At 59.7% G+C, this 13605-nt stretch carries 10 protein-coding genes and 1 pseudogene; all 11 read left to right on the top strand.

Annotated features, from left to right (window positions below):
* Window positions 1–36: 36 nt before the first annotated feature.
* The 11 genes and pseudogenes from glyA to prmC all read left to right on the top strand — a co-directional run bounded on the left by glyA (window position 37) and on the right by prmC (window position 13346).
* Window positions 37–1281, top strand: coding sequence for a serine hydroxymethyltransferase (glyA, locus tag QZ377_RS03575; protein ID WP_291439606.1), 1245 nt, complete (start codon window positions 37–39; stop codon window positions 1279–1281).
* 442 nt (window positions 1282–1723) lie between these two features.
* Window positions 1724–2192, top strand: a pseudogene (locus tag QZ377_RS03570) (cytidine/deoxycytidylate deaminase family protein).
* 2 nt (window positions 2193–2194) lie between these two features.
* A complete protein-coding gene (gene ribD, locus QZ377_RS03565; protein WP_291439603.1) occupies window positions 2195–3352 on the top strand; it encodes a bifunctional diaminohydroxyphosphoribosylaminopyrimidine deaminase/5-amino-6-(5-phosphoribosylamino)uracil reductase RibD in 1158 nt (385 codons plus the stop codon).
* Window positions 3353–3358: 6 nt separating this feature from the next.
* Window positions 3359–4033, top strand: coding sequence for a riboflavin synthase (locus QZ377_RS03560; RefSeq protein ID WP_291439601.1), 675 nt, complete (start codon window positions 3359–3361; stop codon window positions 4031–4033).
* A gap of 188 nt (window positions 4034–4221) precedes the next feature.
* Window positions 4222–4692: a 6,7-dimethyl-8-ribityllumazine synthase gene (gene ribE / locus QZ377_RS03555; RefSeq protein WP_291439599.1), complete on the top strand. Its 471-nt coding sequence runs from the start codon at window positions 4222–4224 to the stop codon at window positions 4690–4692.
* A 4-nt stretch (window positions 4693–4696) separates the two neighbouring features.
* On the top strand, window positions 4697–5191 hold the full coding sequence (gene nusB / locus QZ377_RS03550; RefSeq protein ID WP_291439596.1) for a transcription antitermination factor NusB: 495 nt from the start codon (window positions 4697–4699) through the stop codon (window positions 5189–5191).
* 13 nt (window positions 5192–5204) lie between these two features.
* The gene (leuS, locus tag QZ377_RS03545; protein ID WP_291439594.1) at window positions 5205–7718 is read left to right on the top strand and encodes a leucine--tRNA ligase; all 2514 of its coding nucleotides are present in this window, start codon (window positions 5205–5207) and stop codon (window positions 7716–7718) included.
* Between the two features lie 205 nt (window positions 7719–7923).
* The gene (locus tag QZ377_RS03540) at window positions 7924–8964 is read left to right on the top strand and encodes a DNA polymerase III subunit delta (RefSeq protein ID WP_291439592.1); all 1041 of its coding nucleotides are present in this window, start codon (window positions 7924–7926) and stop codon (window positions 8962–8964) included.
* 106 nt (window positions 8965–9070) lie between these two features.
* Entirely contained in the window at window positions 9071–9760 is a 690-nt protein-coding gene (radC, locus tag QZ377_RS03535; protein WP_291439590.1) for a DNA repair protein RadC, read from the top strand.
* 17 nt (window positions 9761–9777) lie between these two features.
* Entirely contained in the window at window positions 9778–12423 is a 2646-nt protein-coding gene (gene lon, locus QZ377_RS03530; protein WP_291439589.1) for an endopeptidase La, read from the top strand.
* Window positions 12424–12428: 5 nt separating this feature from the next.
* The gene (gene prmC / locus QZ377_RS03525; protein WP_291439587.1) at window positions 12429–13346 is read left to right on the top strand and encodes a peptide chain release factor N(5)-glutamine methyltransferase; all 918 of its coding nucleotides are present in this window, start codon (window positions 12429–12431) and stop codon (window positions 13344–13346) included.
* The last annotated feature ends 259 nt before the right edge of the window (window positions 13347–13605 follow it).

The raw sequence follows: 13605 nt of genomic DNA, 5'->3' as shown, positions 1-13605 counted from the left end.
TGGCGGGCAGTATATTTCACTAAGGATGCCACGTTCATGGATGAAATTCTGCTGCAAGACCCGGAAATCGCAAAGGCCATTGCTCTGGAATCGCAAAGGCAGATGGGCAAGCTTGAGCTTATCGCTTCGGAAAACATTGTTTCCACGGCGGTACGCGAAGCCCAGGGCAGCGTACTGACCAACAAATACGCCGAAGGTTATCCCGGCAAGCGCTACTATGGCGGCTGCGAATACGTGGATATGGTGGAAACCATCGCCCAGGAAAGGGCCAAACTGCTTTTTGACGCACAATACGTCAACGTGCAGCCCCACTCCGGCTCACAGGCCAACATGGCCGCCTACCTGGCTGTTCTCAAACCCGGCGACACCATTCTTGGCATGGACCTTTCTCACGGCGGGCACCTCACCCACGGCAGCCCCGTGAACTTTTCCGGGCGTCTTTTCAAGGTCATCTCGTACGGGGTGCAGCGCGAAACCGGACGCATCGACTATGACGATGTGGCCGCCAAAGCCCGTGAACACAAGCCCAGCGTCATTGTTGCCGGTGCCAGCGCCTACCCCCGCGCCATTGACTTTGCCCGCTTTCGCACCATTGCTGATGAAGTGGGCGCGAAGCTTGTGGTGGACATGGCCCACATAGCGGGCCTCGTGGCTGCAGGCCTGCACCAAAGCCCGGTTCCGCATGCCCACATCACCACCACAACCACGCACAAAACCCTGCGCGGCCCGCGCGGCGGCATGATCCTGTCCACGGAAGATATGGGCAAAATCCTGAATAGCCAGATTTTCCCCGGCATTCAGGGCGGCCCACTCATGCACGTCATTGCCGCCAAGGCCGTTGCTCTGGGCGAAGCGCTGCACCCAGCCTTCAAGGTGTATCAGCAGCAGGTGCTGGATAACGCCGCCACCCTGGCCGCATGCCTTACCGAAGCGGGCTACGACCTTGTTTCCGGCGGTACGGATAACCACCTCATGCTGGTTGACCTGACCAACAAGGATATTACCGGCAAGGACGCTGAAATTGCCCTGGATACGGCAGGTATCACGGTCAATAAAAATACCGTACCCTTTGAAACGCGCTCGCCCTTCGTTACGTCCGGCATACGCCTGGGTACTGCTGCCCTTACCACACGCGGCATGAAGCAGGATCACATGCGCACAGTGGGTCAGTTTATCGTTGCGGCGCTTGAAAAGCGGGACAACACGGCGGAACTTGAAAAAATCCGTAAAAACGTTGAAGAATTCGCACATCAGTTCCCCCTGTTTGCCCATCTCGCCTGATTAGCCGTGCAAGACTGCCTCGTACAAAGCTAATCAGATATCCGGGCGTTCAGTTGACGAGTGAAAATATCCGGGCCTTGTAAAGCATCCGCTCTGCAAGGCCCGGATGGTTGAATCCGGCGGGCCGGTTCAAAACGCCAGACCGTCATCAGGCTCAATGGCCGCTGCCGCCGGTCAGGATACTTCAGTGACCTGATTACGGTCCGGCAGCACCGGCAGGCCTTGCCTGCAACGACCATCGCGGCCCGGAGGTTCACGGCTTCCGGGCCGTCGCTGCGCGACGCAATGTCAGTCAACCTTGCCCATGCGCAGCCTGCGGAATACCGGAAAAGAGACTGCGTCTCGCTCCGGTGAAAAAGCCTTTACGCCGAAAAGCCCGAACCGCTGGCTTGGCTTTTACGCTTCCACTATGTACACTAGCGAAAAATTTAACGGATATCCCATGCAAAGATTGCCCTGGCCTGAATACTTCATGAGCATCACCTACCTTGTCAGTGGGCGCTCCACCTGTACGCGCCGCCGGGTGGGGGCTATTGCCGTGAAGGATAAACGCATTCTCGCCACCGGCTATAACGGCGCGCCCGCAGGGGTTCCCCACTGTCTTGAGGTGGGCTGCCTGCGCGAACAGCTGGGCATTCCATCGGGCCAGAGGCACGAAATCTGCCGGGGGCTGCATGCGGAGCAAAACGTTATCATCCAGGCGGCCGTGCACGGCATAAATATCAGCGGAGCCGAACTGTACTGCACCACCCGTGCAATGTAGTAAAATGCTTATCAACTGCGGTATAAGGCGCATTTATTACGCCGAGCATTATCCTGACGAGCTTGCCACTACCATGCTCAAGGAAGCCGGGGTTCAACTGGAAAGGCTGGACTTTACCCCACCCGCCATAAGCCCCCAGCCGGAGTAGCCATGTCTGAACTGGATTACACCCCCTTTATGCGTGAAGCCATCGCGCTGGCACAACAGGGCCGCTGGAAGACCTGCCCCAATCCTATGGTCGGGGCTGTTCTTGTGCGTGATGGTCAGATTGTCGCCAGGGGCTGGCATCGCGCCTTCGGACTGGACCATGCCGAGGTGGACTGCCTTAACGACGCCGCCGCACGCGGAATAGATCCGGCTCAGTGCACGCTGGTTGTCACGCTTGAACCGTGCCGCCATCAGGGCAAAACTCCCCACTGCACCGATGCCGTGCTGCGCGCAGGCATAAAAAAAATTGTGGTGGGCCTGTCCGATCCCAATCCTGAAGCCTGCGGGGGCGCGTGCCGCCTGCGCGAATCCGGCCTTGAAGTCATTGAAGGCGTTTGCGCAGATGACTGCCGGGACCTTGTGGCCGACTTTCTTGTCTGGCAGCAGGCGCAACGCCCTTATGTGATCCTTAAGATGGCCGCCACGCTTGATGGCCGCATAGCCACGCGCAAGGGCGAGTCACAGTGGATCAGCTCGGAAGAATCCCGACAGGAAGTGCAGCGTCTCAGGGCCGGCATAGGCCGTTGCGGCGGCGCTGTGCTCGTGGGCGGCGGCACCTTCAGGGCTGACGATCCGCGGCTTACCGTGCGCCCCATCAATGAGGGCGAACCTCTCGGCCCGCAACCCCTGGCCTGCGTGCTCACCTCACGCCTGCCCCAGCCGGATGCCGATTTTTACCTGCTCAAAGAACGCCCCCAGCAGACCGTATTTCTGGCCTCGCCGGCTGCGGCGGCCTCTACCACAGCCAAGGCCCTGCGCGATATGGGCATGCGCGTTCTTTCACTGGGGCCGAGCCTGCGCGGTGGGCCTGACCTGACCCATATGCTGCGGACAATGCGAGAAGAGCTGGACTGCCCCTATCTGCTGTGCGAAGGCGGCGGACATCTGGCCCTCAGCCTTCTTGAGGCCGGTGTTGTGGATGAATTTCGCCTGCATATGGCCCCGATGATTCTGGGAGACGCGGACGCGCAACCGCTTTTTTCCGGCCGTGCGCCCCTCAGCCTGGACGAAGCCCTGCGCATGCGCGTAACAGGCAGCCACATCAGCGGGGGCGACATCCATATCGAACTGCGCCCGCTGCAAGCCGTGGAAGAAAAGTAGGAAGCCATGTTTACCGGTATCATACAGGGACAGGGCGAGGTGCGCTCCATACGTAAAAGCGGTGCGGAATGCCGCATCTGCCTGCGCCCTCTGTTTACCTTGCCCGACATCATTGATGGCGAATCCATTGCCGTTAACGGCGCCTGCCTGTCCGTGGAAGAACACGGGGCCGACACCTTCACAGCTTACGCCTCGGCCGAGACACTCACGCGCACAACCCTGGGCGGCCTGCAAAACGGGTATCTGGTCAATCTGGAAAGGGCGCTGGCCATGGGCGACCGCCTGGGAGGCCACCTGGTGAGCGGCCACGTGGATTGTCTTGCCACTGTGCGCGAAGTACGCCGGACCGGGCAGTCCCTGTGCTGCCGCCTTGCCTTTCCCGCCGAATTCGGTGCGGAGGTTATCCCCAAGGGGTCTGTGTCTCTTGACGGCATAAGCCTTACGGTCAATGATTGCGGCCCGGATTTTCTTGAGGTCAACATCATCCCCGACACGCAAAAACGCACCACCATGCTGCACTGGCGGCCGGGCGTGACGGTCAATATGGAAACCGACCTCATCGGAAAATACGTTCGCCGGCTGCTGGGTCCCTGGGCCGGAAACGGCACAAACGGCGACACGGCCACCCCTGAAGCATCGGGACTGAGCAAAGATTTTCTGCTGCGGCAAGGTTTTCTATAGACCTTTCATATGGTAATGACCGTGCGCGGCATGGAGCCGTGCAGAAGCGTCATGCCATACTTTTTGCGCCATGCGCAGAAACCGCCCCTGCCGGGTGGAGTTCGCCGGGCGCAGACGCGTTTGCATGACATTTTTATAACCCATAGATCACGAAGGAACAGGGCGCATCATTGCGCCGAGGAGTCGCCATGAGCACTGTGAAAACCATTGCGGGCCAGCTGGACGCCAAGGGCCTCAAGGTGGCCGTTGTGGCCACCCGCTTTAACGACTTTATTGTAGACCGCCTGGTGGGCGGCGCGCTGGACTACCTGGAGCGTCACGGCCTGGACATGGAAAACGTGACCATGGTGCGCATCCCCGGCGCTTTCGAAATGCCCCTGATCTGCCAGAAGCTGGCCGCATCCGGCAAGTATGACGGCATCCTGGCTCTGGGCGCTGTCATCCGTGGCGGAACCCCCCATTTTGACTACGTGTGCGCTGAAGCCAGCAAGGGCATTGCCCTGGCCATGCTGCAGCACAATATGCCCGTTGGCTTTGGCCTGCTGACCTGCGACAATATCGAACAGGCCATTGAGCGCGCCGGTTCCAAGGCAGGCAACAAGGGCGTGGAAGCTGCGGCCGCCATGCTGGAAACCATCCGCGTTATGGAGCAGTTGTAAACTCATGGCCAAAGGCAAAAATGCCACCAGACGCGGCGAACGTGAGCTGGCTTTTCAGGTTTTGTACGGTCTCTCTTTCACACCGGCCCGCTCCCTTGAAGAGCTGCGCCGCAGCTTTCGCATGTCGCCGGACAATCTGGCGCGCAGTGAGGAAAGCGGTATTCCTGTGGAAGCCTGCGGCTTTTCCTGGGAGCTCGTGGAAGGGGTATGGAGCAACAGCTCTGCTCTGGACGAGACCATCAGTCGCTTTTCGCACAACTGGCGCGTGGACCGCATGGGCCGGGTTGAACTGACCCTGCTGCGGCTTGCGGCGTATGAACTTGTTTTTCGTACTGATGTACCGCCCAAAGTGGCCATCAACGAAGCTCTGGAGCTGAGCCGCCAGTTTGGTGAAGACAATGCCAAGAATTTCATCGACGGCATTCTCGACGCTGTGGCCAAGGCTCTGGAAAACGGCGAGCTGCAACGCTGCGGCGCATCCTCAAATCCATCTATCTGAACCGGTATGCCCCATGACGCAAGAACGTTACAATCCGCAAGCAATTGAAGAAAAATGGCAGGCCCGCTGGCTGGCAGAAAACGCCTTTGCCTGCAACCATGAAAGCAACAAGCCCAAATACTATGTGCTCGAAATGTTCCCCTACCCTTCGGGCAACATACACATGGGCCATGTGCGCAACTATTCCATCGGCGATGTGGTCGCGCGCAACAAACGCATGCAGGGTTATAACGTGCTGCATCCTATGGGGTGGGACGCCTTCGGCCTGCCTGCGGAAAACGCGGCCATCAAAAACAACACCCATCCCGCGGAATGGACTTATGCCAATATCCGCACCATGCGCGCCCAATTGAAGCGGCTGGGCTATTCCTATGACTGGTCGCGTGAAATCGCCACCTGCCGACCCGAATATTACCAGTGGGAACAGATGTTTTTTCTGCGCCTGCTGGAAAAAGGGCTTGTCTACCGCAAGAAGGCCCCGCAGAACTGGTGCCCTTCCTGCCATACGGTGCTGGCCAATGAGCAGGTTATTGACGGCCTGTGCTGGCGTTGCGACAGCCGCGTGGTGCAAAAAGACCTGACCCAGTGGTTTCTCAAGATCACTGCCTACGGCGATGAGCTGCTGCATGATCTTAGCACGCTTGAGGGCGGCTGGCCCGAGCGCGTCATCGCCATGCAGCGCAACTGGATAGGCAAATCCACCGGCGCGGCCATTACCTTTGATCTCGAAAAAAGCGTGGAAGGCGTAAAGGGCATTGATGTCTTTACCACCAGGCCCGACACGGTCTTCGGCGTAACTTTCATGACGCTGGCCCCCGAGCACTCCCTGGTTGAGCACCTGATCAAGGGCTACGAAAAAGCCGATGAAGTCCGGGCTTTTGTGGAGCGCATCCGCAACATGGACCGCCTGGACCGCCAGTCCGACCAGATGGAGAAAGAAGGTATCTTCACCGGCGCTTACGCGCTCCACCCCTTTACGGGGCAGCGCGTTCCCCTGTGGCTCGGCAATTTTGTTCTGGCCGACTACGGCACGGGCGCGGTTATGGGGGTTCCCGCTCACGACCTGCGCGACTTTGAGTTTGCCCGCAAATACGACCTGCCGGTACAGGTGGTCATTTGCCCCGAAGGGCAGGAACTTGCGCCCGAAACCATGACCGAGGCCTATACCGGCGAAGGCGTCATGGTCAATTCCGGCCAGTTTGACGGCATACCCAACGAAGACGGCAAAAAAGCCGTGGCCCAGAGCCTTGAAAAAAGCGGCAAGGGCAAGGCTACCACCCAGTTCCGCCTGCGCGACTGGAACATTTCACGCCAGCGCTACTGGGGTGCGCCTATCCCGATAATTTATTGCGACAAATGCGGGGCCGTGCCGGAAAAGGAAGAAAATCTGCCCGTGCTGCTGCCGCTGGACGTAAAAACCCGTAGCGACGGCCGGTCGCCCCTGGCCGATACCCCGTCTTTCGCGCAGTGCGTCTGCCCCCAATGCGGCGGCCAGGCCCGGCGCGAAACAGATACCATGGACACCTTTGTGGAGTCCTCATGGTACTTCGCACGCTTTGCCAGCGCCCGCGACACCGAAAAGCCCTTTGATATGGATGCGGTGAAATACTGGCTGCCTGTGGACCAGTACATCGGCGGCGTGGAGCATGCCATTCTGCATCTGCTCTACTCCCGCTTTTTCACCAAGGTGCTGCGCGACATGGGATTTTTCCCGCCCGACCTTGCCGAGCCTTTCAGCAACCTGCTCACGCAGGGCATGGTGCTCAAAGACGGCGGCAAGATGTCAAAATCCAAGGGCAACGTCGTTGACCCCACAGAAATGATCAAAAAATACGGTGCAGACACCGTACGGCTTTTCTGCCTGTTTGCCGCCCCAGCCGAAAGGGATTTCGACTGGTCCGACTCGGGCATTGAGGGGGCCTCGCGCTTCATCAACCGCGTATGGCGGCTTTTTATGGAAGAACAGGCGCGTCTGCTGCCCCTCAAGGCCTGCGCATCGACGGCCCAGGACGCCCAAAGCCCCGAAGCCCGCGAGCTGCGCCGCCGTGAACACCTGGCCGTTAAAAAAGCCGGAGAAGACATGGGAGACCGCTTCCAGTTCAACACAGCCATTGCCGCTGTGATGGAACTGGTCAACACCATGTACATTTCACGCGAAAAAATGGGGGCCACCGAAGGCGACAAGCACGTATTCTCTTCAGCTATGGCCACGGTGCTTACGCTGCTTTCGCCCATAATTCCACATGTCTGCGAAGAATTGTGGAACCGCTTGGGGCATGGCGCATCCCTGTCTGATGAACCTTGGCCCCAGTGGGACAAGGAAGCCACGGCGCAGGATACGGTCACGGTGGCCCTTCAGGTCAACGGCAAGTTGCGCGGCACGGTGGACATCCCTGCCGGGGCCGACAAGGCCGCTATGGAAGAGGCCGCCCTTGCCGACAGCTCGGTGCAGCGCCACACGGCCGGGCTGACCGTCCGCAAGGTGGTGGTGGTTCCGGGCAAGCTGGTCAACATCGTAGCCAGTTAAAACCGGAGTATTTTACCATTGCACCGGCGGCAGCGTAAGAAGCCTGCTCTTGAGGGCGAGGCGCACCGTCACAATGCAAAAAAGCTCCAGGCCCGGCTGCACCCGGGAATTGGCCGAAAATATACTATGGGGAAGGGAAGCCTTTACAGCGCTTCCCTTCCCCATAACTCTTCCCCACAAAAACTTTTACCGCTATGATGGGGTTATGAGCACCACCCGTCCCGGTTTTTCCTTCCTTGTCTGCCCAGACGGGCAACTGTTGCGCGAGCATCTCGTCCGGCAACTGTCGGCATACCCTCCGGCTGTCGGGGGCGGCCTGCTGCCGCAAAACGCGCCGACACAGTGGGAGCGCCACGTGTACTGGGGCGATGAAGAGCCTCCCCAGAAGTTTTGGGAACATCTTACCCTACAGGGCCTTTTCGGCGCGCCCCGCGCGCTGGTGGTACGCCAGGCCAATCTGTGGCCCGCCGCCGTGTGGAAAAAAATTTCCCATGCTCTGGCCCGTCCATCCGACCAGTGCTGGCCCTTTTTTTGTCTTGAAGTCAACTGGGAGCGCGGCCAGCCCAAAGTCCCCGCCCATCTGGGCAAGCTGCCCTGCATGGCCTTTGCCGACAAAAAAGGCTGGATATGGCGGCAAGAAGGGCTTGGCGAGCGCACGGTACGAAAGCATGTGTTGCAGCGCTGCCAGGCGCTGGGTCTGCGTTTTGCCCCGGACGCCCTCGAACAGTTCTGCGCCTCCGTGCCGCCTGATGCTCTGGCCATAGAAAATGAACTGGAAAAGCTTATGTTGCTGCGCCGCGCCATGACAGACAGCGCACAGGAGCAGGAGGCCGGCACCCCCGTCACCCTGGCCATGATCTCCACAGCCTCGTGGAGTCCGGAATGCGATGTCTTTGCCTGCATCCGTCACATGCAGGCTGGCAACCTGGCCGCGGTATGGAAAGAACTTGCGCGCAACAAGGACGGCGACAGCCTGCTTTTTTCCCTGCTGGCCCTGCTGGCCCGCGAACTGCGCCTTCTGTGGCAGTGCCAGGCCGGTGAAAACCCACGTATGCGCCCGCAGGATGCCTCTGCCAAAAAGCAGCTTGCCCGGCGGCTTGGCCCGGCGGCCATCGCCCAGGGCATGTCCCTGATAGTAGATGCCGAGCTTCAGGTCAAAAGCGGCCGTCGCAGCCCGGACCAGAGCCTGGACTTTCTGGCCGCCCGCATGACGGCCCTTTTCGCTCGGGCGCAAGGCCGCGCGTGAGCGCCTCCGGGGCGGGCCTTGCGCCTTGTTTTTTGGTCCCTGAAACGATAATTTCCCTGTAGTCATTCCCCTGCCCTCTTGCATAACCTTCAAGACTGCTTACCTTATGACAACAACGTCAGGTTCCATACCATCGCATACAGGCCACCGGGCCAGATTGCGCGTACGCTTTGAGCGCGACCCCGCCGGAATAGCGGACTATGAGGTTCTGGAGCTGCTCTTGGGGTACAGTCTCACACGCAAGGACACCAAACCCCTGGCCAAGGAGCTGTTGCGCCGCTTCGGCGGTATCCGGGGCGTTATGGATGCCAGACCTGATGAACTTCTGGCCGTACCCGGCTTTGGACCGGGACTCATGATCTTCTTCACGGTTCTGCGCGAAACCTATAGCCGCTATACGGACTCGGCCGTGCGCAAGCGCGAGGTTCTTGCCACCCCACAGGCGGTGGCCCGTATGGCCCAGAGCCGTTTGGCCGGCTGCCCCCATGAGGAATGCTGGCTGGCCCTGGTTGACCAGCGCAACAGGCTTACAGCCTGGGAGCGCTTGCGCCAGGGCGGCGTGGCCGAGGTTCCCGTACAGCCAAGAGACGTGTTTGAAGCGGCGCTGTTGCGCAAGGCCAGCGGCATTATCGTGGTGCACAACCACCCCGGCGGCAATCCCGCCCCTTCGGAGGCGGACAAGACCTTTACCGCGGAACTGCAAAGGCTTGCGCCACAACTGGGCCTGCGTTTTCTTGATCACGTTATTGTTACAGAGGGAGACTGCTACAGCATCACGCAGATGCAGACCATATAGGCAGTCAGGGAGAATATATGGCCGATTACAACGACAAGAACTATTTGTTGCACATGAGCGGGCCTGATTCCGACACCGGGCCTGGCATCGAAAACGAAGATCCGCGCGCGGTGGAAAATCCCGGGCACGACCTGGCCGAAAGCGAAGGCGGCCTTGCCGCCGCCATGCAGAGCATTCCCGATACTCTGCCCATCCTGCCCGTGCGCGATGTGGTTATCTTCAACTACATGATCCTGCCGCTCTTTATCGGACGCGAAAAGTCCGTTCAGGCCGTTGAAGCGGCCCTCAAGAGCGGTCGGCACCTGCTTGTCTGCGCACAAAAAGAAGAAGCTACCGAAGACCCCGGCCCCGAAGATATTTATCAGGTGGGTACCGTGGTGCAGGTCATGCGCATGCTCAAGATGCCCGACTCGCGGGTAAAAATTCTGGTGCAGGGCGTCAGCCGCGCCCGTGTGCGCGAATTCAGCCAGGTGGAGCCGTTTCTTGAAGCCCGCATTGAAACCCTGCCCGAAGCCACCCCCAAGATAGACGCCACTGTTGAGGCCCTGCTGCGCTCCGTGCGCGAGCAGAGCGAAAAAGTGCTGTCCCTGCGCGGGCTTTCTTCACCGGACGTGCTGGCAGTGCTGCAAGGCGTGGATGATCCCGGCCGCCTGGCCGACCTCATCGCCGCCAACATGCGCATGAAGACCGCCGACGCACAGCAGATTCTTGAAGCGGAAGACCCGCTGGACCGCCTCATGCTGGTCAACACCCAGTTGCAGCGCGAGGTTGAGGTAGCCACCGTGCAGGCCCGCATTCAGAGCTCGGCCCGCGAAGGCATGGACAAGGCCCAGAAAGACTACTTTTTACGCGAACAGCTCAAGGCCATCCGCAGCGAACTTGGCGACAAGGACGATGAGGGCGAAGAAGAGCTGGAAAGCCTGCGGGCAGCCCTGGACAAGGCCGGCATGCCCAAGGACGTACGCAAGGAGGCCGACAAGCAATTGCGCCGTCTGGCCGGCATGCACGCGGATTCTTCCGAGGCCAACGTGGTGCGCACCTATCTGGACTGGCTGGCGGAACTGCCCTGGAAAAAACTCTCGCGTGACAGGCTGGATATCGCCCACGCCAAGCAGATTCTGGATGAAGACCATTGTGGCCTGGAAAAAATCAAGGACCGCATTCTCGAATTCCTGAGCGTGCGCAAGCTTAATCCGCAATCCAAGGGGCCTATCCTCTGCTTTGCGGGACCTCCCGGCGTGGGCAAAACGTCTCTCGGGCGCTCCGTCGCGCGCGCCCTGGGCCGCAAGTTCCAGCGGCTGTCCCTGGGCGGCATGCACGACGAGGCCGAGATACGCGGGCACAGGCGCACCTACATCGGGGCCATGCCCGGCCGCATCATCCAGAGCCTCAAACAGGCGGGTACACGCAACCCCGTCATTGTGCTGGATGAAGTGGACAAGCTCGGCGCAGACTTCAGGGGCGACCCTTCGTCCGCCCTGCTGGAAGTGCTGGATCCGGAACAGAACCACACCTTCAGCGATCATTACCTGAACGTACCCTTTGATCTTTCCAAGGTCATGTTCCTGTGCACGGCCAACCATCTGGAGACCATCCCGGCCCCCCTGCGCGACCGCATGGAGGTCATCACCCTGCCCGGTTACACCATGCAGGAAAAAGCCGAGATAGCCCGCAAGCATCTTTTGCCCAAAAAGATCAAGGAAAACGGCTTGCAGGAAAAGGATGTATCGCTGGACGATGCAGCCCTGGAAAAAGTTATACGTGAATACACGCGCGAAGCGGGCCTGCGTAACCTGGAACGCGAACTGTCTTCCATATGCCGCAAGCTGGCCCGCCGCAAGGCTGAAGGTAAAAAGGGGCCTTTCAAGGTCAGCACCGCTGATGTGGAAAAGCTGTTGGGCGCGCCCCGCTTTATTGAAGACGAAAAAGAAAAGAAGCTCATGCCCGGCATGGCTCTGGGCCTGGCCTGGACCCCGGCCGGCGGGGAAGTGCTCACTGTGGAAGCCACGGTAATGAAGGGCAAGGGCGGCCTTACCCTTACGGGACAACTGGGCGACGTCATGAAAGAAAGCGCCCAGGCCGCCCTGAGCTACATACGCAGCCGCGCTGAAGAGCTGGGAGTGGATCCGTCCTTTGTGTCGGAATACGACATCCATGTGCACGTCCCCGCAGGGGCCACACCCAAGGACGGTCCTTCTGCAGGCGTAACGCTTACAACAGCCCTGATTTCGGCCCTCAGCGGCCGCCGCGTGCGCGCCGACCTGTGCATGACCGGCGAAATCACCCTTCAGGGCCGGGTGCTGCCCGTAGGCGGTATCAAGGAAAAAATCCTGGCCGGTGTGGCCCGCGGATTGAAGCATGTTGTCATTCCGTGGCAAAACACCAAGGATCTTGAAGACGTGCCCAAGGAACTGCTCAAACGCATTACCGTGCACCCTGTGCATCACTACGATGAGCTGTTGCCCCTGGTTTTTGAAGGCAAAAACGGCAAAGGCGGCGCATCGGGTGCGGGGCAAAGCGGCGACAGGAACAGCAAAAGCAAGACAGCCTCGGGCAAAAAGGATGTGGTGGCTGCCCGCCCGGCCAAGCCTGCGGTCCCGGCGCGACGCCGCCGGAAGGACGAAACCGGAAATGAACGGCCCACTGCTGAAGCCGGAGCCTGAAAACGGTGCTTTTGCGTCAATATCTGATTGAAGCTGCGCAAACATTACAAAAGGCGGGGGTAGACAGCCCCCGCCTTTGCGCGCAGGTACTGGCAGAAAAAGTGCTCCAGCTTGACCGCCTTGGCTGCGTCATGCAGGCCGGGCGACAGTTGCATGCGCACGAAATCCAGACGCTGAACACCCTGCTGGCCCGCCGCGCCGCCGGAGAACCGCTGGCCCATATCACGGGCAGCAAAGAGTTTTACGGGCGCAATTTTACCGTCACACCGCACACGCTCATCCCCAGGCCTGAAACCGAATTGCTTGTGGATAAGGCCCTTGAAGCAGCGCAGGAACTCATCGGCACTGCGGACAGGCAAAGCTTGCGGCACAGCGGAACAGAAGACACGTTTGCCGCTCACGGTCCCTGCTTTGTGGATCTGGGCTGCGGTTCGGGCTGCATAGGTATTACACTGGCCCTGGAACTGCCGCACTGGCAGGGTGTGCTGGTGGATATCAGCCCGGGGGCCGTGCAGACAGCCCGGCACAATGCCGCGTGTCTCGGCGTCCAAAACCGCGCATGGTGTCTGGCCGGGGATATGACCAGACCACCTCTGGCACGGGGTGTGTACAGCATGCTGGTGAGCAATCCGCCCTATATTGCCGAATCCGAGCGAAGCATGGTAATGGAAGAAGTGCTGGTTCACGAACCACACAGTGCGCTTTTTTCACCACGCCAGGGACTGGCCCATCTCGCAGCCGCCATACAGGCCGCCGCATGGGCGCTCGTACCTGGCGGACGCGTGCTGCTGGAGCATGGGGCGGCACAGGGCGCGGCAACACGCCGCCTGTTGCGCGAGCACGGCCTGTTCGAGGCGCCGGTTACCCACAGGGATATGGCCGGGCTTGAACGCTGTACCGTAGCGTGCCGCACGCGGGACTAAAACAGGTTTTCAGCGGCCCCGAAACCGGCTTCCGCCCCTGTTCATTGAAAATCCTGTTTTTCTTTCGAGGCAGAGGCTGTCCGCAAGCCTGAAAAATCGGCGAATAAGCGGAATTTTTAAAAAAATTGCATGAAAATGCATTTTTTACTTGCCAAGCGGAACGGAAGTGGCTAAATAGCACTCTTGCCGCTGGCGTAGCTCAACTGGCAGAGCAGCTGATTTGTAATCAGCAGGTTGCGGGTTCAAGTCCCATCGTCGG

It is taken from the genome of Desulfovibrio sp. (assembly GCF_019424165.1).
Classification (GTDB): Bacteria; Desulfobacterota; Desulfovibrionia; order Desulfovibrionales; family Desulfovibrionaceae; genus Desulfovibrio.
The sequence above is the reverse complement of the archived record's forward strand: the minus strand, read 5'-3'. Positions and strand labels throughout refer to the sequence as shown.